Origin of the sequence: Leifsonia sp. NPDC056824 (assembly GCF_042789575.1) — a bacterium.
Classification (GTDB): Bacteria; Actinomycetota; Actinomycetes; order Actinomycetales; family Microbacteriaceae; genus Leifsonia.
The window spans coordinates 25392-49445 of record NZ_JBHUAV010000003.1; the positions used below are offsets into that span (position 1 = coordinate 25392).

Below are 24054 nucleotides of genomic sequence, written 5' to 3' on the forward strand. Positions count from 1 at the left end.
GTTCAGCCCTTCACTCCGCCTGCGGTCAGGCCCGCGACGATCCGGCGCTGGAAGATCAGCACCAGGATGATGAGCGGCACGGTCACGATCGTACCGGCCGCCATGATGGCGGTGTACGGCTCCTGGTGCGGCTGGCTCCCGGTGAACGAGGCGATGGCGACCGTCACCGGCTGCGTCGCGTCGCTCGAGAGCTGGCTGGAGATCAGGAACTCGTTCCAGGACGAGATGAACGCGAGGATCGCGGTCGTGAACACGGCGGGCGCCGCCAGCGGCAGGATGATCTTGCGGAACGCCTGCGCCTGGGTGCACCCGTCGATCCGTGCGGCCTCCTCCAGGTCCCACGGCATCTCGCGGAAGAACGAGACGAGCGTGTAGACCGTCAGCGGGAGGGCGAAGGAGATCTCCGGGATGATCAGCGCCTGGTAGGTGCCCATCCACCCGATGTTCGTGAAGAGCTGGAACAGCGGGGTGATGAGCGCGACGCCGGGGAACATCGACGCGGCGAGGATGATGCCGAGCACGATGCCCTTGCCCAGGAACTCCAGGCGGGCGAGCGCATACGAGGCGAAGATGCCGACGACCAGGGAGATCGCCGTGACGCAGACGCCGATGAACAGCGAGTTCAGCAGCGCCTGGCCGAGGTGGTTGCCCAGGTTGGTCGACAGCGCGGTCACGTAGTTGTCGAACGTGATGTGCGTGAACCACGGCGTGTTGTCGCTGGTGTAGCCGACGTCGCGGAACGACGTCACGACCATCCAGTAGAACGGCAGCAGACACCACAGCACGATCACCAGGGCCTGCACGATGGTGCGGGTGTTCTGGTTCCGGTTGCGGGACCGCGTGCGGCTCTTGGTGCGCGGGCGGGCGGGGGCGTTCGTCTCGGAGGTGGTGGACGCGGGGCCGGCGACGGTGGTCATCACTTCGCTCCCTTCGCTTGCGTCTCCTGCGTTCGCACCACGTTTGTGCCGAGGAACCGCACGAAGATGAACGCGACCAGGAAGATCAGGATGAACGTGATGGTGGAGAGGGCGGCAGCGCTGTTGAAGCCCTGCCTGATCTGATCGACCACGAGGATGGACAGGGTCGTCGTCGCATGGCCTGTGCCACCGCCGCCGCCTGTCAGGATCTGCGGGAGGTCGTAGATGCGGAGGGCGTCGAGGGTGCGGAACAGGATCGCGACCATCAGCGCCGGCTTCAGCAGCGGCATCGTGACGCGCCAGAAGCGCTGCCAGGTGCTCGCGCCGTCCATCTTCGCCGCCTCGTAGACATCCTCGGGGATGATCTGGAGGCCGGCCAGGATGAGCAGCGCCATGAACGGCGTCGTCTTCCAGGTGTCCGCGATGATCACCGCGAACCGGGACGCCCATTCGTCACTGGTCCAGAGGATGTGCGTGTTGAGGACGGCGTTGGCGACGCCGGCGACCGAGAAGATGAAGAACCAGAGCTTCGCGGTGACGGCGGTCGGGATCGCCCACGGGATCAGGATGGCCGCGCGGACGAAGCCGCGGCCGCGGAAGGCGCGGTTCATGATGAGCGCGAACCAGAGGCCGAGGACGGTCTCGAGGATCACGGTGGTGATCGTGAAGAAGAAGGTGACCCCGACGGCGCTCCAGAAGGTGGAGCCGAGGTTTCCTGGCGGGCACGAGACCGTGGTCCCGTTCGGGCCGGCGCACTGCTGGAACAGCCAGTGGGCGTAGTTCTGGAAACCGGCGAAACCGCCCTGAACGAACAGGCCGGTCGCCGGGTCGAGCCCGGCGTCCTTCTGGAAGGACATCACCACGGCGCTGACGATCGGGTAGCCGATGACGATGGCCAGGAGGATCAGCGTGGGGAGGATGAGGTAGAGGGCCCAGCGGCTCTGCTGGCGGCGGTTGTGCTTGACTCCGGCGCGCTGCTCGGGCGGCCTGTTCTTCGTGGCTGAGGGGGCGACGACGTTCGACGTTGACATGTGCTGCCTCCGGGAGGAAAGGCGGTAAGTGGGGGAGCCGGGCGGCGGGAGAGGTCCCGCCGCCCGGCGACCGTGGTGGGACCTACTGGCCCGCGCTCGCGGTCTTGATGGCCGCGGACATGTCCTTCAGCGCCTGGTCGACCGACTTGTCGCCCTTCAGGGCGGCGTAGGCGTTGTCCTGAACGGCCTTGGTGATGGCCGGGTAGAACGGCGAGACGGGACGCGGGACCGCGTTCTCGATCGACGTCTTCAGGGTGGACAGGTAGGGCAGCTGGCTGTTCAGGCCCGGGTCGCTGTACAGCGAGGACAGCACAGGCGCGAGCGAGCCCTGCGTCACGAAGAACTTCTGGGTCTCTTCGCTCTGCAGGAACTGCAGGAAGGCGAACGCGGTCGCCTTGTGCTTGCTGTAGACGCTGATCGCGGCGTTGTGACCGCCCAGGCTGGACACGCCCGGCTTGTCGGCCGTGATGCCCGGCAGCGGTGCGATGCCGAAGGTGTCCTTCACCGTGGACGATCCGTCGGTCTTGGCCAGGTTGTAGACGTACGGCCAGTTGCGCAGGAACATCAGCTTGCCGGCCTCGAACGCCTGGCGGCCCTGCTCCTCCTGGTAGGTGATGGCCTCGGCCGGGATCTGGCCGTTCTTGAAGCCGTCCACCAGGCGGGTCAGACCCGCGTTGGCCTGCGAGCTGTCGACGGTGACGGTCTTGCCGTCGTCGCCGACGATGGTGCCGCCGTTGGTGTTGATGGCCTCGGCCACGTTCACCGTCAGGCCCTCGTACTGGGCGAACTGACCGGCGTAGCAGCCGATGCCCTTCGCCTTGGCGGTGTCGCAGTCCTTGATCATGTCAGCCCAGGTCTTGGGCGGGGTGGGGACGAGATCCTTGCGGTAGTACAGGATGCCGCCGTCGGAGGTCTGCGGCGCCGCGTACTGCGTGCCGTTGTACGTGCCCGACTTGACCGTCGGCGCGAGCAGCTTCGAGTTGTCCATCTTCAGGCTGCCGGTGAGCGGCTGCAGCCAGCCCTTCGCGGCGAACTCGCCCGTCCACACGACGTCGACATCGACGACGTCGTAGTTCGGGTCCTTCGCCTGGAAGTGCTGCACGAGGTCATCGTGCTGCTGGTCGGCCTGGTCGGTCTGCTCCTTGAAGGTGACCTTCTCGCTGGGGTGTGCTGCGTTCCACTTGTCGACCAGGGGACGGACGACGTTGGAGTTGTCCTTGCCCTGTACGTAGGTGATGGGGCCTTTGCTGTCGAGGTTGGCGCCGGCGTCCCCGCCCGCGCTACTGCCTCCTGAACCGCCGCCGGTGCATCCCGCAAGGGCGAGGCCCGCGAGGGCGACCCCTGCGATCACGGAGAGACGTGCTGCTTTCATTTCACTCCTCGTTGAGCTATTGGTGCTCGTGTCGAGCATGGTGCTCTTGGTGCAGGCGCGGGTGCGCCCGCGCTCAACGTACTCCGGCCGGTAAATCTGTGCAAGCGTTTACGTCAAGCGCTTGCATTGCGATTCGGTCACGGTGGTTTCTACCCGCGTGCGGGGGGCCGGGATGCTGTCATCGTGATGTGTGGAGCGCGGCGTCTGACCGTGGAGTATCATGCGCTGGAATGAAACGGGGTGCTCCATGCCGGAATCCACGATCGACGCCGCGCTGACGCTGCTCGCGCAGGGCAGGGACGTCCTCCTCGTCGGCGACGACGGATCGGGCAAGACCTGGTGCCTCTCGCAGCTCGCCGGCGCGCTTCGCAAGCGCGGGAACGACGCGGTGCTGGTTCCGGGGCGGCTCGGGTCCGCGGCCGATCCGCTCGCGCCGTTCGCCGCGACGACGGTCCCGTTCGACGTGCCGGGAGGAACGCCGGGAGGCGCCGCGGCCGAACGCGTCGTCGCCGCGTTCGCCGAGGAGCTGAACGGGCCGAGGAGCCGGCTCCTGGTGGACGACCTCGACGAGCTGGAGGCTCCGGCCATCGCGGCGCTGCGCGCCGTCCTCGACCGCACCGGCGCCCGGCTGGTGGCGACGGTCGGGCGCTGCTCCGTCGCGATCGGCGGCGCGCCGCGCCCGTTCGCGGCCCTGCTGGCCGAGCGGGCGCCGGCGGACGTCGCCGTGCCTCCGCTGTCGTTCGAGGCGATGTCCCGGTTCGTCGCCGCCCGGCTGCGCGGCCGGCCGGACGCCGAGCTGGTCGTCTCGCTGAGCGCGCACTCGGGCAGCAATCCGCGCGCCGCCGCCGCCCTGGTCGACGTCGCGGTCGCGTCGGGGGCGATCGGGCAGCGCGACGGGCTCTGGTCGGAGGTGGGCTCGCTGGAGGAGGCGTCGGCGGCCTCCGTCGTCCACGCGCTCACCGGGCGGCTCAGCCCCCAGGAGCAGAGCGCCCTGGAGCTGCTCGCCTGGGCCGGCCCGCTGCCGCCGCGCGAGCTCGACCGGCTCGTCGACCCCGCGATCCTGCTGAGCCTGAACCAGCGCGGGCGCCTGTCGTGGAGCTACGCGGAGGTCGGCCACGACGCCAGGGTCAGCCCTCCCGCACTGTCCCGCGGTCTGCGCGAGCAGCTCACGCCCGAGCGGCGCCATCGCCTCGTCGAGACCGTGGAGCGCACCTTCGGCGCCGACTTCGTGCCGGACCGCGAGCACACCGCCATCGACCCGTTCGTCGTGAGCGGGCTCGACAGCGACGACTATTGGCGCTGGTCGGCGGAGTTCGCCGGACAGGTGAAGGAGCGGGTGGCCGTGCGCGAGGCGGCGGCGCGCGCACTCTGGAGCGAGCTGCCGACGGTCGAGAACGCCTGCGCGTACTTCCGCACCCTGACCGTGCAGCGCCCGGCCGACACGCTCGGGCGCATCTTCGCCGAGACGCGGTTCGGGGACAGGGACTCGGTCACCGCCCGCCTCCAGTTCTCGCTCTACGAGCTGCAGTGGCTGACCTGGAGCGGCGAGGGCGACCGCATCGACGACTGGCTGGACGGCCTCGGCGCGCGCCTCGGTGCGAAGGCGCCCTTCGTGCGGAAGGTGCACACGGCTGCCCGGCTCCACCACGACGCCGTGCCGCTCACCCCCGAGCTCATCGCGCGGCTGAGCGCGCCGGGCACGAGCGACTACGAGCACACCTGGTCGACGCTCCTGGCCGTCGCGCTGCTGCTGGAGGCCGGCAGCCCCGAGGACGCGCTGGAGCGGATCGACACCCGCAACGGCCTCGAGGAGGGCACCCTCGCCTCCATCCACCTCGACTTCCTCCGCACGGAGGCGCTGCTCGCGCTCGGCCGGCTGGAGGACGCCGAGGAGTGGTCCCGGCGCTGCGCCGAGCACGCCTACGACCAGCTCAGCCCGCTCGGCTTCCAGTTCCACGCGCTCGGCGTCGCGCAGACGCTCGTCCAGCGCGGACGATTCGAGGCCGGCTGGCGTGCCCTGAGCACCGGGCTGCGGCTCGGCAGCGGCGGCCCCTTCGCCATCCCGCAGCCTCCGCTGCTGCTGCTCGGCGCGATCATCCAGGCGCAGCTCGGCGATCTGGAGCTGGCCGCGGCGCTGCTGGCGGAGGGCGAGCGGGCCGGCACGCTCGACCTCCCGCCGCACCCCTCCCGGGTGGAGCTCGCGCGCGCCGCGATCCTGCGTGCAGAGGGCGACCTCGCCGCCAGCGACGAGCTGCTGTGGGAGGCGGGGGCCGTCGAGGCCACGCTCGGCCACCTGGCGACGGCGTGCATGTTCTGGACCGACCTGACCACGGTGACGCCGGAGCAGGCGGGCGACATCTCCGCGGTGATGGACCGCATCGACAGCCCGCTCCACCACGCGGTGTTCGACGTGAAGGTGGCGATGGGGACGGGAGACGAGCAGCAGATCGCCGCCGCCCTCGACCGCTCCGGCGAACTGATCGCCCCGCAGCTCGCCGCAGCGGCGGTCGACGTGATCGACCGGTTGCGCGCGGAGGCCGGCACGGAGCCGCTGGACGACGAAGGCCGGGCGCTGCTGATCGGCGAGCACCGGTCGCACGTCGACCAGGACCGCGGCGGGGACCTGCTCTCCGACCGGGAGCGGGAGGTCGCCATCCTGGCGAAGGCCGGGCTCAGCAACCGCGACATGGCGCACCGGCTGTTCGTGAGCGTGCGGACGGTCGAGAACCACATGCACCGCCTCCTGAAGAAGCTGGGCTACTCCAATCGGCGGCAGCTCCGCGACGAGTGGAACCCCGACCTCTGACGCCGTCCCGCTGAACTCCTGAGCGAGGACCGCTCACCCGGTACTCACTCCGGGACGCGGCCCCCGCACCCTGACATGTCCGCTGGTTCTATCGGAGTACTCCCGCTCACCCGGCGGGAGGAAGCCACCCGGCAGGAGCACGAAATGTCAGACACCCCACTCGCACCCGTCACCCCACCGGCCCGGCCGCACCCGCGCCGGCGCCGGGCCTCGGTCCCGCAACTGGTCCTCGCGGCACTGCTCGCCGTCGCGGCCGCCGCGCTCGTCGTCCTGCTCGAGCGGGCCGTCCAGCTGGAGGCGCACGTCTTCGCACACGCCATCCCGGCCGTGCTCGGCGTCTCAGCCGTCCTCGGCGACCACGCCACCCTCACGATCGGCGCCGGCGGCCCGACGCTCTTCTCGATGACCGTCGGCCTCGCCTGCAGCATCGTCCTGCTGCTCGTCCCGTTCCTGCTCATCGCCGCGGCGCTGCTGTCGGCCGGCCGGATCAGCGTGCTGCGGGCCGTGTTCGCCGTCGCGGTCGGCGCCGTGCTGCTGGAGGCCGTGAACACCGTCCGCGTCGTCGCGATCGCCGCGCTGACCCTCGACGACGGCGTCAGCGGGTTCGGCTGGGGTCACACCCTGGTCGGCTCGGTCATCGTGCTCGCCGGCCTGCTGCTGGCCACCGTCGGCATGCTCTGGATCGCCGCCCGCGGCCGCAAGGGACAGGCGGTGACCGCATGAGCCACCAGCTCCTCCTCGACATCTCGATCATCTTCTCGCTGGTCGCCGGCACGGTCTTCCTCGGCTACGTCGTCACGATCATCCTCCCCTTCGTGCGCCGCACGCCGGACGAGCACGGCGACCCCGCCGCGTTCGAGTGGCACTTCGTGGTGCCCTGCCGCGACGAGGAGGCGGTCATCGGCGAGACCGTCGGCTACCTGCGCGAGACCTTCCCCGAGGCCACCGTCTGGGTCATCGACGACGACTCCGAGGACGCCACCGCCGACATCGTGCGCCGCGCCGCCGCCGACCTGGGCGGCGTTGAGCTCATCCAGCGTCGCCGCCCGAACGCCCGCACCGGAAAGGCACACGCCCTCAACCACGCCTGGTCGATCATCCGGGAGACCATCCCGGCAGAGCGCCGCGCCACGACCATCCTGGCCGTCGTGGATGCGGACGGCCGGCCCTCCGGCAACCTGCTGGAGGTCGCCGCCGGCCCCGAGCTGTTCGGCTCGGACGGGATCGGCGCCGTGCAGGTCGAGGTGCGGATGTCCAACCGCGTCGTGATGGAGCCGCTGGAGGGCCGTGGCCGGTTCGCGAACCTCCTCGCCCGCACCTTCGTGCGGATGCAGGACCTGGAGTTCCGCGGCCCGATCTCCGCCATCCAGATGAGCCGCCGCTACACCGGCACCGTCAACGTCGGCGGCAACGGTCAGCTCACCCGGCTCTCCGCGCTCGACGCGATCGCCGAGGGCGACGGCCCCTGGCGCGGCTCGCTCTTGGAGGACTTCGAACTCGGCCTGCACTTCCTGCTCGGCGGCTGGAAGAACGCGTACACGACCGCGGCCTGGGTCGACCAGGAGGCGCTCTACTCGCTCCGCCGCTACATCGTCCAGCGCGCCCGCTGGTCGCAGGGCACCATGCAGTGCTTCCGCTACATCCCGAAGATCTGGGGCAGCTCGCGACTCGGGAACCTCGGCGCGATGGAACTGACCTACTTCCTCCTACAGCCCTGGGTGCAGGTGCTCGGCACGATCTTCTACCCGATCCCGGTCATCGCGATGATCGTCAACACGGTCACGAACCCCGCGGGCCTGATGGACTATCTCGCCCACGGCGGCGCCTGGCTGCTGGCGCTCTACGTCGTGATCGGCGTCGGCGAGTTCGCGATCTGGGGCTTCCTCTATCGCCAGCGCTGCGAGCGGGAGGCCGACCTCCGCACCGCCGCCGGCTGGGGGTTCGGCTACCTCGTCTACGTCTACCTGATCTACGTGGTCGCCTGGCGCGCCGTCATCCAGCTCGTCCGCCGGCAGACCGGCTGGGCCAAGACCATCCGCAACGCGGAGACGGTCGAGGCAGGACAGCTCGTCTCGCGGACGAGCTGACAGAGTTCCGGCGGCGTGCTCCGGGTGCCGCCGCCGGCACCGGCCCCCTCGGGTGGGGGGCCGACCCGGGAAGCCCCGGTCGATCGTCCACGGGTACGACGGCCGGGGCTTCTTCGCGTCCGCGGACAGCGCTCACAACGACCGCTCAACCACCACTCAACCCCAGATCCCACACCCGCAACTCCAGATATCAGTCGGAAGAATCGAATCACCGCACCCCAGGGAGCGGCACTCATCCGGAAGCTCCCGGTCACCCGCCGGGCTCCACCCGCCTTGAAAGGAACCACCCAATGCGTACCACCCGCAAACTCTTCGCCGGCGTCGGCGCGATCGTCGCCAGCGCGGCCGTCACCCTCCTGACCCCGCTCGCCGCCCAGGCGGCCGACCCGGCCGCCAACGGCACGGTCGCACTCACCGGCGCCTTCTCCGGCGCCTCCGCCCCGCTGCTCGCCCCCTACTCCGGGAACGTCACCGCGAGTGGCTCGCCGGGACTCACGCTTGCTGGGACGGGCGCGACGCAGCTGATCGACGGCACGGCGCCGGAGGGCTGCATGCCCGCCGTCGCGCCGCTCGGCACGGTCCAGACGTGCGACACCCTCAGCGAGACCCTCGTCTTCGACTCCGCGGTGACCGAGCCGATCATCAAGCTCTACAGTTTCGGCTGGGGGGCCACGGCCGGTGACGGCGCGCAAGTGAAGGGATACCTGGAGCCGCGCATCGCAGAGATCGGCGGTAAGCCCGCCCCCGCTGTGTCCCTCGTCGGCGCGGTCACGGGTGACGGTGCGGCCTTCCAGGCCAACGCCCTCACCGTGGATGCCTCCCGCCTGGTCGGCACGAACGAGAATGCAGGTTTCGGGGCGGACCTCCAGCTCCCTGGCTCCGTCTCATCCGTGAAGATCGACTACGTCTTCAAGGCAGTGAAGACCGCGGGGCCGGTGAACTCGGTCCCGATGACTCCGCAGAAGCCGGGCGCCTTCCTCAGCCTCTCCCGCGAGATCCAGCCCGTCACGGCGGCTGTCACAGCGAAGGACGACGACGCCAAGACGGCGACGGTCGGCGGTAAGGGCGAGCCGGGCTCGACGGTGACCGTGGACGCGCCCTCCGGTGCGAAGACCACCACGGTCGGCTCCGACGGCACCTGGTCGCTCACGGTGGACGGCCTCGCCGAGGGTCGCAACGACCTCGCGGTGTCGCAGCCGGCCACGGACGACAAGGGCGCGACCATCACCTCGACGGTCGAGCTCCCGGTGACCATCGACGCGCCCGCCCCGGCGACCCCGCTCACGGCGCAGGTCGACTCCAAGGACGACGCGGCGAAGTCCGCGGTGCTCTCGGGCACCGGCGCCCCCGGCGCCACCGTCACGGTGACCACCCCGACCGGCCCGGAGACCACCACGGTGGGCGCCGACGGCACCTGGACGCTGACCGCGACCGGCCTCGCCGAGGGTCAGAACGATCTGACGGTCACCGCCGGCGACGAGACCGCCGACGTGACGGTCATCATCGCCGCGCAGGAGGTCCCGGTGCTGCTGGGTCTCGCCGGCTTCGGTCTGCTCGGCGCGACCGGTGCAGTGATCGGACGCCGCAAGCGGGCCGCGACGAAGTAATCGCACCGCACCCACGAACCGCCCCGGCCCTCGACCTCCCTCGACGGCCGGGGCTTCAACGAAGTCGACATCACCCGCATCCGGCGCCACCCGCGCACCACCCACCCGTGAAGGAGCACACCATGCCCCGATCCATCCGTCCGCAGGCCACCCGTCCGCAGTCCACCCGTACCACCCTCACCCGGCCCACGTCCCTCGGCGACATCGCCGTCGTGCTCGGCACCCGGCCCGAGATCATCAAGCTCGCCAGCGTCGTCCGCGCCCTCGGCCCCCGCGTTCGGGTCATCCACACCGGACAGCACTGGGACGACAGCATGGCCGGCCAGTTCTTCGCCGGCCTCGGCATCGGAGAGCCGGACGTGCGGCTCAGCGCCATGAGCGGCAAGGGGCGCCCCGAGCAGATCGCGGAGGGCATCGCCGAGCTCACCGCCCACTTCCGTGCGCACCGCCCGGCCGCCGTGATCGTGCAGGGCGACACCAACTCGACCTCCGTCGGCGCGCAGGCCGCGAGCTATCTCGACATCCCCGTCGTGCATGTGGAGGCTGGGCTGCGCTCCTTCGACCGGGCCATGCCCGAGGAGCTCAACCGACTGGTGGTCTGCGCGCTCGCCGAGCTGCACTGCGCCGCCACGACCGACAACCGGCACAACCTCCTCCGCGAAGGCGTGCCCGCCGAGCGGATCGCGCTGACCGGCAACACCGTCGTGGAGGCGACCGTCGACTCGCTCGCCGCGGCGGCGCCGGCCGAGCGCACCGAGTCCGGCCGGCCGGTCGTGCTCGCCACAGTCCACCGGCCGGAGAACACCGACGACCCGGCGGCGCTGCGCCGCGTCCTCGACGGGCTGCGCCGCATCGACGCCGACGTGATCCTCTCGCTCCACCCGCGCACCGAGGCGGCCGCCGCCCGCTGGGGGCTCGCCGGACTGCTCGACGCGTTCGAGGTGCGGCGCGGGCTCGGTCACGGCGAGTTCCTGGCCATCGCCAGCACGGCCGACCTGATCGTCTCCGACTCCGGCGGCGTGCAGGAGGAGGTCACGGTCCTGAAGAAGCCGCTCCTGGTCGTCCGGCGGTCCACCGAGCGCCCGGAGTCGGTCGACGCCGGCTTCGCCCGGCTGGTCGTCCCGGGGGAGGACATCGCGGCCGCGGCGGCGGAGGTCCTCGCCGAGCCGGGGCTCGCCGCCCGGCTGGCGGCCACCCCGTCGCCCTACGGGGACGGACGCGCGGGCGAGCTGATCGCCGCCGGGGCCGTCCGGCTCGCCGAGCGCGCGGCCTCCCCGCTGGCCCACGCGGCCTGAGCCCCGCTACTCATCGAACGAACACGGCGACACGAAAGCTGCGACACATGTATGGAAACGGAAACCCCTTCGGCCCCTTCGGCGGCGGTGGCGCCCTGCTGGGCGGCGGCGCGCTGGCCGCCACGGGCTTCGACAGCGTGACGCCGATGGTGATCGCCGCGGTGGCCGTCGTCGCCGGCCTGTTCCTGCTCCGCTCCCAGTGGGTGCGGAGGGCGCGGAACGTTCCTCCGACGGCGTAACCGGCCCGGCATCAGCGCCCACGGCGCCGACGTAGGCTTTCGGTGTGAGCGGAATGCGTGGCATGGGCGGAGGCGGCGGTCCCATGCGCTCGCGCGTCAGCACCGGGGATGCGGCGGCGCAGCGGGCGCTGAACGCGGAGGCGCCGCGCATCCCGAACCTGTTCCGCCGGATCGTGTCGCTGTTCTCCGCGCACAAGGCCGCCATCATCATGACGATGGTGCTGGTGCTCATCGGCGCGGCGCTGTCCGTGGTCCCGCCGCTGCTCACCCAGCGCGCCTTCGACCACGGGCTGTTCCCGCCGTCCGGCAGGCCCGATATGCCGGTGCTGATCGAGATCGTCGTGATCATGATCGTGGTGTTCGTCGGCTCGGCGCTGCTCGGCGTCTGGCAGACCTACCTGACCTCGTCGGTCGGCAACAAGGTGATGGGTGCGCTTCGAGTGCGGCTGTTCTCGCACCTGCAGGCGATGGAGCTGAGCTTCTTCACCAAGACCAAGACCGGCATCATCCAGTCGCGGCTGCAGAACGACGTCGGCGGCGTGGCGAACGTGCTCACCAACACCATGTCGAGCATCCTCGGCAACACGGTCACGGTGATCGCGGCGCTCGTGGCGATGCTGCTGCTCAACTGGCAGCTCACCATCGTGGCGGTCATCCTGATGCCCATCCTGGTGATCGCCCAGCGCCGGGTCGGCCAGGTGCGCGCGCGGATCGCGACCCGGACGCAGGAGTCGCTGTCGGACATGACCGCGATCACGCAGGAGACGCTGAGCGTGTCCGGCATCCTGCTCTCGAAGAGCTTCAACCGTCAGCAGGCGGAGATCGAGCGCTACTCGGACGAGAACCGCACCCAGATCCGGTTGCAGGTGTCGCAGTCGATGAGTGGGCAGTGGTTCTTCGCGATGGTGAACATCTTCCTGTCGTCCATCCCCGCGATCGTCTACCTGGTCTCGGGCTGGCTGATCCTCGGTGGAGCGACGGACATCACCGCCGGCACGATCGTCGCGTTCACGACGGTGCAGGCGCGGCTGCTGTTCCCGCTGCTCGCGCTGATGCGGGTGGCGCTCGACCTGCAGACCTCCGGCGCGCTGTTCGCCCGGATCTTCGAGTACCTCGACCTGAAGCCGGCCATCGCCGACCGCCCGGACGCCGTGCCGGTCGACCCGGGCCGCGACCTCGGCCGCATCGAGTTCGACCACGTCGTGTTCCGTTATCCGGACGCCCGGCCGGGGGAGCGCAACACCCTGGACGACGTGTCGTTCACGATCGAGCCGGGTGAGTTCGCCGCGTTCGTCGGGCCGAGCGGCGCGGGCAAGACCACGGTGAGCTACCTCATCCCGCGGTTCTACGACACGACCTCCGGGCGCATCGTGTTCGGGGACACCGACCTGCGCGGGTTGCAGCAGGACTCGCTGGTCTCGCACATCGGCGTGGTCAGCCAGGAGACCTACCTGTTCCACGCGACCATCGCCGAGAACCTCCGGTACGCCCGTCCCGACGCGACGCAGGCCGAGCTGGAGGCGGCGGCGACGCGCGCGAACATCCACGAGACGATCGTGAGCTTCCCCGACGGCTACGACACGATCGTGGGGGAGCGCGGCTACCGGCTCTCCGGCGGCGAGAAGCAGCGCATCGCCATCGCGCGGGTGCTGCTGAAGGACCCGGAGGTGCTCATCCTCGACGAGGCGACGAGCGCGCTCGACACCATCTCGGAGCGGGTGGTGCAGCAGGCGCTGGACACGGCCTCCCGCGGGCGCACGACCATCGCGATCGCACACCGGCTGTCCACGATCGTCGCCGCCGACGTCATCTTCGTGATCGACCACGGCCAGGTGGTCGAACGGGGCACGCACCGCGAGCTCCTGGAGGTCGGCGGCGTCTACGCGCGCCTCTACCGCGAGCAGACCGAGACCGCCCTCCTCGACGACTGACGCGCCTTCCCCAAAGGCGCCGAGGGGCACGTAAACGCCCCTAAAACGCCTTCTTAGTGGCGTTTACGTGCCCCTCGATAATTGTTAGGCTGGGCTAACAATGGAGTGAGGGCGGGGAGGTCGACGGTGGCGCTGGAGGTCGTGGAGCGGCCCGCGCGCTCCCGCCTGCGCCTGTGGCTCCTGCTCGGCCCGGCCTTCGTCGCCGCGATCGCCTACGTCGACCCGGGCAATGTCGCGGCCAACCTCACGGCGGGCGCGCGGTACGGCTACCTTCTGGTCTGGGTGCTCGTCGCGGCCAACGGGATCGCGGTCTTCGTGCAGTACCAGTCTGCGAAGCTCGGCATCGTCACCGGCCGCAGCCTCCCGGAGCTGCTCGGCGCGCGGCTCGGCACGGGGGCGCGGCGGGCGTACTGGGCGCAGGCGGAGCTCGTCGCGGCCGCGACGGACATCGCCGAGGTGATCGGCGGGGCCATCGCTTTGAACCTCCTGTTCGGACTCCCGCTCGCTGTCGGCGGCCTCATCGTCGGCGTCGCCGCCATCGGGCTGCTCGCCGTGCAGACCCATGGCGGGCAGCGGCCGTTCGAGGCCGTCGTCCTGGTGCTGCTCGGGGTGATCGCCGTTGGCTTCCTGGCCGGGCTGGTCGTCAGCCCGGTGGACTGGCGTGCGGCCGCGTCCGGGCTGGTGCCGCGGTTCGACGGGGCGCCGACCGTGCTGCTGGCCGCGAGCATGCTCGGCGCGACCGTCATGCCGCACGCGATCTACCTGCACTCGGCGCTCGCGCGCGACCGGCACGGCGAGAGCCGCGATGAGAGCCGGACGCGCACTCTCCTGCGGGCCACCCGGCTGGATGTCGTGCTCGCGCTGCTGCTGGCCGGCGCGGTCAACATCGCCATGCTGCTGCTCGCCGCGACGGCGCTGCCGGGGGTCGCGGGGACGGACACGATCGAGGGAGCGCACGCCGCGATCAGCGCCGCACTCGGACCGGCGATCGGCGTGATCTTCGCGGTCGGGCTGCTGGCGTCCGGGCTGGCGTCGACCTCGGTCGGGAGCTACGCCGGCGCCACCATCATGAGCGGCCTGCTGCGGGTGCGGGTGCCGCTGCTCGCCCGGCGGATCGTGACGCTCATCCCGGCCGTCGTCATCCTGTGGCTCGGCGCCGACCCGACCTGGGCGCTGGTGCTGTCGCAGGTGTTCCTGAGCCTCGGCATCCCGTTCGCGATGATCCCGCTGCTGCGGCTGACCGGGTCGCGCGCGGTGATGGGGGAGCGGGCGGACGCGACCTGGGTGCGGGTCGTGGGCTGGGGCGTCGCCGGGCTCGTCGTGGCGCTCAACCTCGCGCTGGTGGCGTTCACACTGCTGCCGCAGTGAGTCGTCAGGCTCCGGCGACCCAGACCGCCGCGGCCGCCGTCGCACCGAGGACGATCGCGGCGTCCCCGATGTTCACCGTGACATCGCCCGCGAACGCGCGGTGCTCGTCCACCGTCAGCACGGCGTCCAGGCCGATGCCGCGCTCGCGGAGGTAGCGCAGCACCGCAGGGTCCGCGTCCGAGATGCGCACCACGGTGAGCGGCACGCCGGTCTCCGCGTTCAGCAGGGGCACGGCCTCCGGTCGCCGCGGGGTCCCGTCGGCGGTCGGGATGGGGTCGCCGTGCGGGTCGCGGGCCGGGAAACCGAGCCGGCGGTCGATGCGGTCGACCAGGCCGTCCGAGACGGCGTGCTCCAGCACCTCGGCCTCGTCGTGCACCTCGTCCCAGCCGTAGCCGAGCTCCTCGACCAGGAAGGTCTCGATCAGCCGGTGCCTGCGCACCATCGCGACCGCGCCGCGGCGGCCGTCGTCGGTCAGCTCGATCGCACCGTACGGCTCGTGCACGACCAGGCCCTGGTCGGCGAGCCGGCGGATGCCGTCGGACACCGTCGCGGCGCGCACGCCCATCCGCTCCGAGAGCTGCTTGACGGTGATGGGGTCGGCGGACCACTCGGTCGCCGACCAGATCAGCTTCAGGTAGTCCTGGGCCACGGGGGAGAGGTCCGACACGGGCATGGAGGAAAGTCTAGGCGTGACATCCAAGTAGACCTCGTCGTGGAAGGGGACGCACTTTCGCCCTGGATGTCCCGCGCTTAGTTCGTCGGGCCGCGCGGTCACCCGTGTGCGCTCGGTCTTGCGTAACACGCAACTTAGGGACATGGTTAGATGTGTAACGATGCATTTTAGTTCCAGAGAGAAGGAATCATGAGACGTCTCACAAGATGGTTGTTCGCATCCGCGGCGGTCGCGCTCGTCGTGACCGGAGTATCGGGTCCGGCCAACGCCGCCACTCCCAGGGGGATGGTGATCGGGCCTGCGTCCAGTGCGCAGCTCCAGGCGGGCTGGCTCTACGTTCAGGACACAAAGGTCGACGGCATGCGCGCGGGGGCCGAAATCGAGTCGCAGAATAGACTGACGTTGTGGTCCAAGGTCCCCAACACAACCGTGTGGGACACGAACGGAGCGAACGGTGACTCGCCGACGATCAACGTAGCCGCCGCCTTGGGGAACTACGGCGTTGAGGGCGTCTTCCGTGTGGTCACCTGGACCCAAGACGGTGCGAATGGTCCTCGGAAGAACGTGACTTATGGCCCCAGTCTCTACCGCCCGTACCCCTGAGGGGCCGGCGCTGGCAGCCTGACTGAGCATTTCGCATGGTCTGGCCTGACTGCGTTGATGGCGAGGGCTGCCCTGTGATTCGTCCAGGGTGGCCCTAGTCGATTCCAGGGCCGCGCGCCGCAAACCACACGTAGCGCCGGGGATGATCCCGGTCCGGCCAGAAGTCTAGGCGGCGGCCCGCAGCGCGAAGGAGCGGGGTCATACGGCGGCAACGCCCCGACCGCCCTGTTACGGTGGACCGCGTGAAGTACGCAGAGACCATCATCGACTTGGTCGGCGACACTCCGCTCGTGAAGCTCAACCGGCTGACCGACGGAATCGCGGCGACGGTGCTCGTCAAACTCGAGTACCTGAACCCCGGAGGTTCGTCGAAGGACCGCATCGCCTCCCGCATCCTCGACGCCGCAGAGGCCGAGGGGCTGCTCAAGCCCGGCGGCACCATCGTGGAACCGACGAGCGGCAACACCGGCGTGGGCCTCGCGCTCGTCGCCCAGCAGCGCGGCTACCGCTGCGTGTTCGTGCTGCCGGACAAGGTGGGCGAGGACAAGCGCAACGTGCTCACCGCCTACGGCGCGGAGATCGTGGTGACGCCCACCTCGGTGCCGCCGGAGCACCCGGACTCCTACTACTCGGTGTCCGACCGGCTGGCGAAAGAGATCCCGGGGGCGTTCAAGCCCAACCAGTACTTCAACCCGAACGGCCCGCTCAGCCACTACGAGACCACCGGTCCGGAGATCTGGCGCGACACCGACGGCCGCATCACCCACCTGGTGGCGGGCGTCGGCACCGGCGGCACCATCACCGGCACCGGACGCTACCTCAAGGAGGTCTCCGAGGGCCGCGTCCGCATCGTCGGCGCCGACCCGGAGGGCTCGGTCTACTCCGGGGGCACCGGCCGGCCGTACCTCGTGGAGGGCGTCGGCGAGGACTTCTGGCCCGGCGCCTACGACCCGACCGTGGTCGACGAGGTCATCCCGGTCAGCGACGCCGAGTCGTTCCACATGACCAGGCGGCTCGCGCGCGAGGAAGGCATCCTCGTCGGCGGCTCCAGCGGCATGGCCGTGGTGGCGGCCCTCCGCGCCGCGAAGGACCTCACCGCCGATGACATCGTGGTGGTCATCCTCCCGGACGGCGGCCGCGGCTACCTGGCGAAGATCTTCAACGACAAGTGGATGCGCTCCTACGGCTTCAGCGAGGTGCCCGACGAGGCCACCGTGCACGATGTCATCCGCACCAAGCGCGGCGACCTGCCGGACCTCGTGCACGCGCACCCGTCCGACACCGTCCACGACGCCATCGAGATCATGAACACGTACGGCGTCTCGCAGCTCCCCGTGCTGACGGCGGAGCCGCCGGTCGTCATGGGCGAGGTCGCCGGAGCGCTCGACGAGCGCTCGCTGGTCGACGACGTGTTCGGCGGCCGCGCCAAGATGAACGACCCGGTCGGGGCGCACCTGGGCGAGCCGCTGCCGCTGATCGGCGTCAACGAGCCGGTCACCGCGGCGCGGGCGGCGCTCGCCGTCGCGAACGCGCTGCTGGTCACGGAGGACGGCAAGCCCGTCGCCGTGCTGACCCGGCAGGACCTCCTCACGTACCTGAGCGAATAACCGCTCGCAGCTCAGCCCCGCATCGAAGTAAGGATCACGATGACCCACGGTTTCGCCACGCGCGCCATCCACGTCGGCCAGGAGTTCGACCCGACCACGGGCGCGATCATCCCGCCGATCTACCAGACCTCGACGTTCGTGCAGGACGGCGTCGGCGGCCTCCGCGGCGGCTACGAGTACGGGCGGGCGGGCAACCCGACGCGCACGTCGCTGGAGTCGCTGCTGGCCTCGCTGGAGGGCGGCGTGAGCGCGCTGTCGTTCGCCTCCGGCCTCGCCGCGGAGGACGCCCTGCTGCGCGCCGTGCTGCGACCGGGCGACCACGTCGTGCTCGGCAACGACGTCTATGGCGGCACCCACCGGCTCATCAACCGCATCCACGGCGCCTGGGACGTGCGCAACACCACCGTCGACCTCGGCGACCTGGACGCCGTCCGCGCCGCCCTGGGGACCGACCGCACCCGCGTGCTGTGGATCGAGACCCCGAGCAACCCGCTGATGAAGGTCAGCGACCTCGCGTCGCTTGTCGAGCTGGGTCACGCCGCGGGGGCGCTCGTCGTCGTGGACAACACGTTCGCGTCGCCCGCCCTCCAGCAGCCGCTGTCGTTCGGGGCGGACGTGGTGGTGCACTCCACCACCAAGTACCTCGGCGGCCACTCCGACGTGATCGGCGGTGCCCTGGTGTTCGCCGACGCCGAGCTCGCCGAGAAGGCGCAGTTCATCCAGTTCGCGGCCGGCGCGGTGTCGTCGCCGATGGACGCGTGGCTCACGGTCCGCGGCATCAAGACGCTCGACGTGCGGATGAAGCGGCACAGCGAGAACGCTCAGGCCATCGCGGAGGCGCTGGTCGGGCGTCCCGGGATCGACGCGGTGTACTACCCCGGCCTCCCGGACCACCCCGGCCACGAGCTCGCCGCCCGGCAGATGAGCGGCTTCAGCGGCATGCTCTCGGTCGCGCTGAGCGGGGGAGCGGCGGCGGCGCGGCGGTTCGCGGAGTCGACGGAGGTGTTCCAGCTCGCGGAGTCGCTCGGCGGCGTGGAGTCGCTGATCGGCTACCCGTCGGAGATGACGCACGCGTCGGTGCGCGGCACCGAGCTGGAGGTCCCGGACAACGTCATCCGGCTGTCGGTCGGGATCGAGGACGTCGCCGACCTGCTCGCCGACGTCGAGCAGGCGCTGGCCCGGTAGCCCATGCCGCTAGCCAACAGGGCCATGACCTCCATCCGCCCGGCGCGCCCCGCCGACGCCGACGCCGTGCTGCGCCTGTTCGACGACGCGATCGCCTGGTTCCTCACCATCGGGAACACCGGGCAGTGGGGCACCCAGCCGTTCTCGGACCGGCCGGAGCAGGTGACCCGCGTGCAGGGCTGGGTCGCCGAGCCGGGGACGTGGATCGCCGAGCACCCGGAGGCGGGCGTCGTGGGCTTCCTCGCGCTCGGGGCGGCGACCGAGTACGTGCCGCCCGCGACGGAGCCGGAGCTGTACGTGCGCGTCCTGATCGGCTCCCGCGACCCGCGCGCCACGGGGACCGGCCGGCGGCTGCTTGACTTCGCCCACGAGGAGGCGCTCGCCGCGGGGGTCGGCACGCTGCGGGTCGACTGCTACGCGGGCGGGACCGGCGACCTGGTGCGCTGGTACGAGTCGTGCGGGTACACGCGCACCGACCCGTTCCTGGTCGGCGAGTGGCCGGGGCAGGTGCTCGAGCGTCGGGTCGGCCTCCCCGACTGAGTCGGTCGAGCCGCGCTGGGCGGATTCACGGGATACGGGGTATTGCTCCCTGAGGACCCCTCACCGATAGTGGTCTCGTGAGGACTTTCGGGGTGGAGGAAGAGCTCCTCTTGGTCGATGAACGCGGGATCGCGACTCCGGTCGCCCCGTACGCGCTGGCGGACGCCCCCGCCGGGACCGAGCTGCGGCTCGGCGCCGAGATCCAGCAGGAGATGATCGAGACGCAGACGCTCCCGCGGCTGACGACGCACGACCTGTACGCGGACGTCGTGGAGGGGCGCACGCTCGCCGATACGCTCGCGCGCCGGCACGGCGCCAGGGCGGTGGCGGTCGCGATGTCGCCGCTGCCGTTGCGCCCGCACCCGACGCCTGGCACACGCTACGACAAGATGATGGCCAAGTACGGGCTCACCGCGAAGGGGACGCTGGTCTGCGGCTGCCATGTGCACGTCGTGATCCACTCCCGCGAAGAGGGCGTCGCCGTCCTCGACCGCATCCGCACCTGGCTCCCGGCGCTGCTGGCGCTCACGGCCAACTCGCCGTTCGTGGGCGGCGTCGACACCGGGCACGCGAGTTACCGGTTCGTGGCCTGGCACCAGTGGCAGAGCGCAGGGCCGACCGACGTGTTCGGGTCGGTGGAGGCCTACGACCGGTTCGAGCGGCTGCTCGTGGAGACCGGGGTCATCCTCGACAAGGCGATGCTCTACCTGGACGCGCGGGTCTCGCACAAGCAGCCGACCGTGGAGGTGCGGGTCGCGGACGTCTGCCTCGACGCGCGCGACACGGTCGTGCTGGCCGCTCTGGTGCGCGCCCTCGTCGACACCGCCGTCGGCGAGTGGCGTTCGGGCGTCGCGCCGCTGGCGACGCCCTCCGCCGCCCTGCGGCTGGCCGAGTGGCAGGCGGCGCTGACCGGGGTCGGCGGCATGCTCCCGCATCCGGTGACCGGCCGCGAAGGCACGGCGATCGCCGCCCTCGACGCCCTGCTCGCCCACACGGCGCGCGCGCTCGACGGCTACGGCGACCTGGAACTGGTGCGCCGCGGGGTGGACCGGATCCTGCGCAGCGGAGGCGGCGCCGGCCGGCAGCGGAACGCCCTCGCCCGGCGCGGACGGATGAGCGACGTCGTCGCCGAGGCGGTCGTCGCGACCCACGACGAGGTCACCGAGGGCGACGGCCGCATCGTGGCGTAGCAATCCCTTCCGCCGGAGGCCCGACGCGCTTACGCTCGGACATGAGAGGGAGGGCCGGGACGTGGAGGCGGACATGACGGGGAAGGAACTGGCCCACCAGCACGCCGTGTACACCTACGGCACGCTCCCGCTCACGCTCATGTACAGCCCGACGGCGACCGCGGCGTGGGAGGTCTACTTCGGCGGCGACTACCTCGGGCTCGTCGAGGAGTCGCACATCCCCGGCGACCCGTGGCCGGCGTTCGTGGCGCGGTCACCCGGCGAGGAGGAGACCGGCGACGGCATCCCCGCGCGGGACTGGCGGGTGGCGGTGGAGCTGCTGGCGGCGCGGGCAGGCCTCTGAGCGGCTAGTCGATCGGCTCGGTCACCCGCTCGAGTTCCGGGAGCCGCCAGCTGCCGTCGAACCACGGCTCGAGCGGTCCGTAGAGGCGGAACATCGGGAACCACGACTTGCCCGGCACGGTGCCCACCCAGTTCGACTCGTGCCCCGCGGGAGCGTGCGGGCCGAACCAGAGCAGGAACGAGCCGTCGTGCTCCTGCTGGAGCGTGCCCGCGAGGCTGGACAGCGCGGGGTGCGGGTTGTCCGGCAGCCGGAGCAGCGAGCGCGTCTGCGTGTCGTAGAGGTCGATCGACCAGAAGTTCTTCGCGGGCGGGTCCGCCGGGATGCGCAGCGTGTAGGTGGCGCCGCCGTCGAGCGTGCGCCGGTCGCCGTCCTCCGCGGTGTACGCGTAGGCGGATCCGGCGCCGACCTGGGCGTGCGCCATCGCCGGGGTGATGACGGTGGCGAAGTAGTGGAACTGCGTCCGCGCGTCCAGAAGCCGCACGCCGTCGCGGAGGAACTCGGAGCTGCCGCCGACGAAGGCGTTCTTCCACGACCTCCCCTCCCAGAAGAACGCGGCGGGGTCGCGCGGGGCGAACACGATGGCGCGCGAGATTGCCGCCCCCAGCCGCGCTCCGGCGTCGAGGAGGTGCGCGCGGTGCTCGTCCGGAGCGAACGGCCTCCCGCGCAGCAGCCCCAGTGCGGCGAAGATCCCCGCGCGCTCCGCGTCGAGCGCCTCGGGCGGCTCCTCCTGGATGAGCTGGTCGATCTCCCGGAAGAAGGCGAGATCGTTCGAGTGCACCGAGTTCTGAGGCACGTCCGCGATGTTCACGAAAGTGTTCTCGCGCGGCGAGGCCGCCTCGGAGAGCGGGTAGATGCGCGTCGTCTTCATCGTGGGGACGCCGCCGAGCGTCCGCAGCACCACCCAGTTCGTGAACGTGGCCGGCCGCGACACGAAGTACCCCTCCGGCACGTCGCCGTCGTACCCGGGCGGCAGGAACAGATACGAACCGCCCTCGCCCCGATCCGGTCCGGGGATGCCCATGTCCGTGACGTAGCGGAACCAGAAGTCGTCGATGACGCACAGCGACTGCGGCGGCGCTTCGATCACGGTCGGCCCCCAGGCCCGGAGGTCGAGGAAGGTCGTCCCGTAGGTCGTCTCCGTGTTGGGCGTGAGGTAGTAGCCGCCGGAGTTCGCACGCGGATCGGTGTACCCGATGATGTCCGGCGACGTGACGCCCGCGCTGCGCAGGCCGGCGCGCATCGCCACGAGCGAGGCGCCGGGGATCCCGACCAGGAACGCCTCCGCCGCACGCATGACGTCGAGGGCGTCGTAGATCGCCGCGACCGATCCGCTGCGCGGCACGCCGTCGACGAACGCGAACGTCCCGAAGGCCGTCGCCAGCTCGTCCGGTGTGGAGATGCGCTCCAGCGCCTCCCGCATCTGCTCCGGCGTGAACCCCGCTCCTGGCGTCCCCTCGATCGGCATCTCTCGACCTCCCCGTGGCCGGTCGGTCCGGCCGATGGCGGGAAAGTAACGCGGGACGCCCCGGAGCGTCTAGACCGGGCGGCGCGGGGTCAGAAGGCGAACTGCGCCCACTCCGCCCGGTCGAGGCTCACGCGCTCGCCGTGCCTCTCGACCACCCAGTGCGAGGGCGTCCCCGCCAGATACGTGCAGAGCACGGTCTCGCTGCTCCAGCCGTCCGCGGACCGGATCCATCTCACCAGATGGATGTCCTGGCCCGGTTTCGGCGCGTTCCCGATCGGCGTCTCATAGGTCGTCACGCTGCACCCCTCCCCAGTTGTGCAGCCGGTCCCTGGGTCGTCGGAGGTGCGCCTGACATCGTTTCCGCCGGCTCGGGACTGGCTCCTGGACCACACCCTAGTGGGGTACAAGCCCGGGGGACAAGAGGAGTGGGGTGAACAGGAGGGGACGGCTCGTGGTCGGTTCAGGTCCCGGGGTCGTCCTCGTCGTCCGTCGCCGCGTCGTCCTCCGGCTCGAAGACGCCGTCGGCGTCGTAGGGGCCACCGCCTGTGCCCTCCGCGAGGGCGTCGACGTCGATGGGCTCGCCGGAGGGGGTCTCCGGCCAGTTCTCTCGTTCATCGGTCATGCCGTGATGGTAGGCCGATCGGGGGCACACGCAGTACCTCCCTTCCGCGCCGGCTCCCGCGTAGCGTCGACACCGAGAGTCGACACGAAGAGGAGAACGACACTATGGAGTACACCCGACTGGGGTCGACCGGCCTGACGGTCAGCCGCCTCGCACTGGGCTGCATGAGCTTCGGCGACACATCCCGCGGCTTCAACGAGTGGGCGCTGGACGACGAGGGCGCCGCACCGATCTTCCGCCAGGCCGTGGAGGCCGGCATCACCTTCTGGGACACCGCCAACGTGTACGGCTTCGGCAGCTCGGAGGAGATCGTCGGCCGCGCGATCCGCGAGTACACCAGGCGCGAGGACATCGTGCTGGCGACCAAGCTGAACTTCAGGATGCACGACGGCCCGGGCGGAGCGGGCCTCTCGCGCCGGGCGATCCTGGAGCAGATCGACGCGTCGCTGCGGCGACTCGGCACCGACTTCGTGGACCTCTACCAGATCCACCGCTTCGACCCGCTGACCCCGGTGGAGGAGACGATGGAGGCGCTGCACGACGTGGTCAAGGCGGGCAAGGTCCGTTACATCGGCGCCTCCTCGATGTGGGCGTGGCAGTTCGCCAAGCTCCAGCACGCGGCCGACCTCGGCGGCTGGACCCGGTTCGCGACGATGCAGGACCAGTACAGCCTGATGATGCGTGAGGAGGAGCGCGAGATGTTCCCGCTGCTGGCGGACCAGGGCGTCGGCAGCCTCCCGTGGAGCCCGCTCGCGAAGGGCCGGCTGACGCGGCCGTGGGGCGAGCAGACGCTGCGCGGCGAGACCGACCCGCTGCAGGCGCGGTACTCCGAGGAGCACGACAAGCCGATCGCGGAGACCGTGCAGCGCGTCGCGGAGGCGCGCGGTGTCCCGATGGCGCAGGTCGCGCTGGCCTGGGTGCTGCGCAACCCGGTCGTGGACGCGCCGATCGTCGGCGCGACGAAGCCGCACCACCTCCCGGACGCCGTGGCCGCCGTGCACCTGGAGCTGACGGAGGACGAGGTCCAGGCCCTCGAAGCCCCCTACACGGTCACGATGCCGACGGGCTTCTAACCGCCGAGCCGCCGAAACGTGTGTAAAAGCGGGGGTAGCGGGGGGGGGTTGCCCGCTGTTTAAAGGGTTGGTGTGGGGGAGGGCGCGGGGGGGGGGGACC

Annotated in this window: 22 protein-coding genes; 15 read left to right on the forward strand and 7 right to left on the reverse strand. The window is 70.9% G+C overall.

Annotation, left to right across the window (positions count from 1 at the left end):
* Positions 1-2: 2 nt before the first annotated feature.
* The 3 genes from ACFRFH_RS13030 to ACFRFH_RS13040 all read right to left on the reverse strand — a co-directional run bounded on the left by ACFRFH_RS13030 (position 3) and on the right by ACFRFH_RS13040 (position 3320).
* Positions 3-917 (reverse strand): carbohydrate ABC transporter permease, encoded by a 915-nt coding sequence (locus ACFRFH_RS13030; protein WP_382463432.1) that lies wholly within the window; start codon positions 915-917, stop codon positions 3-5.
* A complete protein-coding gene (locus ACFRFH_RS13035) occupies positions 917-1948 on the reverse strand; it encodes a carbohydrate ABC transporter permease (protein WP_382463433.1) in 1032 nt (343 codons plus the stop codon). Before ACFRFH_RS13035 ends, ACFRFH_RS13030 begins: the two co-directional genes overlap by 1 nt.
* Before the next feature lie 82 nt (positions 1949-2030).
* Positions 2031-3320: an ABC transporter substrate-binding protein gene (locus tag ACFRFH_RS13040; RefSeq protein ID WP_382463434.1), complete on the reverse strand. Its 1290-nt coding sequence runs from the start codon at positions 3318-3320 to the stop codon at positions 2031-2033.
* Between the two features lie 247 nt (positions 3321-3567).
* Here ACFRFH_RS13040 and ACFRFH_RS13045 point away from each other — a divergent pair, with 247 nt between their 5' ends.
* The 8 genes from ACFRFH_RS13045 (at position 3568) to ACFRFH_RS13080 (ending at position 14653) form a co-directional block, all read left to right on the forward strand.
* Complete coding sequence (locus tag ACFRFH_RS13045; protein WP_382463435.1) at positions 3568-6126, forward strand: LuxR C-terminal-related transcriptional regulator; 2559 nt, start codon at positions 3568-3570, stop codon at positions 6124-6126.
* Between the two features lie 144 nt (positions 6127-6270).
* The gene (locus ACFRFH_RS13050; RefSeq protein ID WP_382463436.1) at positions 6271-6849 is read left to right on the forward strand and encodes a hypothetical protein; all 579 of its coding nucleotides are present in this window, start codon (positions 6271-6273) and stop codon (positions 6847-6849) included.
* The gene (locus ACFRFH_RS13055; RefSeq protein ID WP_382463437.1) at positions 6846-8213 is read left to right on the forward strand and encodes a glycosyltransferase family 2 protein; all 1368 of its coding nucleotides are present in this window, start codon (positions 6846-6848) and stop codon (positions 8211-8213) included. The genes ACFRFH_RS13050 and ACFRFH_RS13055 overlap by 4 nt, the downstream gene beginning before the upstream one ends.
* Before the next feature lie 290 nt (positions 8214-8503).
* Positions 8504-9820, forward strand: a complete 1317-nt coding sequence (locus ACFRFH_RS13060) for a hypothetical protein (RefSeq protein WP_382463438.1) — start codon at positions 8504-8506, stop codon at positions 9818-9820.
* A 122-nt stretch (positions 9821-9942) separates the two neighbouring features.
* Entirely contained in the window at positions 9943-11115 is a 1173-nt protein-coding gene (wecB, locus tag ACFRFH_RS13065; protein WP_382463439.1) for a non-hydrolyzing UDP-N-acetylglucosamine 2-epimerase, read from the forward strand.
* Positions 11116-11162: 47 nt separating this feature from the next.
* Entirely contained in the window at positions 11163-11354 is a 192-nt protein-coding gene (locus tag ACFRFH_RS13070; RefSeq protein ID WP_382463440.1) for a hypothetical protein, read from the forward strand.
* Between the two features lie 53 nt (positions 11355-11407).
* The gene (locus ACFRFH_RS13075) at positions 11408-13285 is read left to right on the forward strand and encodes an ABC transporter ATP-binding protein (RefSeq protein WP_382463839.1); all 1878 of its coding nucleotides are present in this window, start codon (positions 11408-11410) and stop codon (positions 13283-13285) included.
* A 126-nt stretch (positions 13286-13411) separates the two neighbouring features.
* Positions 13412-14653 carry an Nramp family divalent metal transporter gene (locus tag ACFRFH_RS13080; RefSeq protein ID WP_382463441.1) on the forward strand — a complete coding sequence of 414 codons (1242 nt, stop codon included), beginning with the start codon at positions 13412-13414 and terminating at the stop codon, positions 14651-14653.
* Positions 14654-14657: 4 nt separating this feature from the next.
* Here the strand turns inward: ACFRFH_RS13080 and ACFRFH_RS13085 are convergent, their stop codons facing one another.
* Positions 14658-15326 carry a metal-dependent transcriptional regulator gene (locus ACFRFH_RS13085; protein WP_382463442.1) on the reverse strand — a complete coding sequence of 223 codons (669 nt, stop codon included), beginning with the start codon at positions 15324-15326 and terminating at the stop codon, positions 14658-14660.
* A 189-nt stretch (positions 15327-15515) separates the two neighbouring features.
* On the opposite strand from ACFRFH_RS13085, the gene ACFRFH_RS13090 reads away from it, so the two are divergent.
* The 6 genes from ACFRFH_RS13090 to ACFRFH_RS13115 all read left to right on the forward strand — a co-directional run bounded on the left by ACFRFH_RS13090 (position 15516) and on the right by ACFRFH_RS13115 (position 20794).
* Positions 15516-15929, forward strand: a complete 414-nt coding sequence (locus ACFRFH_RS13090) for a hypothetical protein (RefSeq protein WP_382463443.1) — start codon at positions 15516-15518, stop codon at positions 15927-15929.
* Positions 15930-16171: 242 nt separating this feature from the next.
* Positions 16172-17536 carry a cystathionine beta-synthase gene (locus ACFRFH_RS13095; RefSeq protein WP_382463444.1) on the forward strand — a complete coding sequence of 455 codons (1365 nt, stop codon included), beginning with the start codon at positions 16172-16174 and terminating at the stop codon, positions 17534-17536.
* Between the two features lie 39 nt (positions 17537-17575).
* Positions 17576-18721 (forward strand): cystathionine gamma-synthase, encoded by a 1146-nt coding sequence (locus ACFRFH_RS13100; RefSeq protein WP_382463445.1) that lies wholly within the window; start codon positions 17576-17578, stop codon positions 18719-18721.
* Between the two features lie 24 nt (positions 18722-18745).
* Positions 18746-19261, forward strand: a complete 516-nt coding sequence (locus ACFRFH_RS13105; RefSeq protein WP_382463446.1) for a GNAT family N-acetyltransferase — start codon at positions 18746-18748, stop codon at positions 19259-19261.
* Positions 19262-19338: 77 nt separating this feature from the next.
* On the forward strand, positions 19339-20451 hold the full coding sequence (locus ACFRFH_RS13110) for a glutamate--cysteine ligase (RefSeq protein ID WP_382463447.1): 1113 nt from the start codon (positions 19339-19341) through the stop codon (positions 20449-20451).
* Between the two features lie 73 nt (positions 20452-20524).
* Positions 20525-20794 (forward strand): hypothetical protein, encoded by a 270-nt coding sequence (locus ACFRFH_RS13115; protein WP_382463448.1) that lies wholly within the window; start codon positions 20525-20527, stop codon positions 20792-20794.
* A gap of 4 nt (positions 20795-20798) precedes the next feature.
* Here ACFRFH_RS13115 and ACFRFH_RS13120 read toward each other — a convergent pair whose 3' ends face one another.
* From ACFRFH_RS13120 to ACFRFH_RS13130, 3 genes are all read right to left on the reverse strand, one after another.
* Positions 20799-22259: a DUF1254 domain-containing protein gene (locus ACFRFH_RS13120; RefSeq protein WP_382463449.1), complete on the reverse strand. Its 1461-nt coding sequence runs from the start codon at positions 22257-22259 to the stop codon at positions 20799-20801.
* 89 nt (positions 22260-22348) lie between these two features.
* Positions 22349-22555, reverse strand: a complete 207-nt coding sequence (locus ACFRFH_RS13125; protein WP_179607925.1) for a hypothetical protein — start codon at positions 22553-22555, stop codon at positions 22349-22351.
* 164 nt (positions 22556-22719) lie between these two features.
* On the reverse strand, positions 22720-22881 hold the full coding sequence (locus ACFRFH_RS13130) for a hypothetical protein (RefSeq protein ID WP_382463450.1): 162 nt from the start codon (positions 22879-22881) through the stop codon (positions 22720-22722).
* A gap of 104 nt (positions 22882-22985) precedes the next feature.
* Between ACFRFH_RS13130 and ACFRFH_RS13135 the strand changes: the two genes are divergently transcribed.
* A complete protein-coding gene (locus ACFRFH_RS13135; protein ID WP_382463451.1) occupies positions 22986-23954 on the forward strand; it encodes an aldo/keto reductase in 969 nt (322 codons plus the stop codon).
* Positions 23955-24054 lie beyond the last annotated feature (100 nt).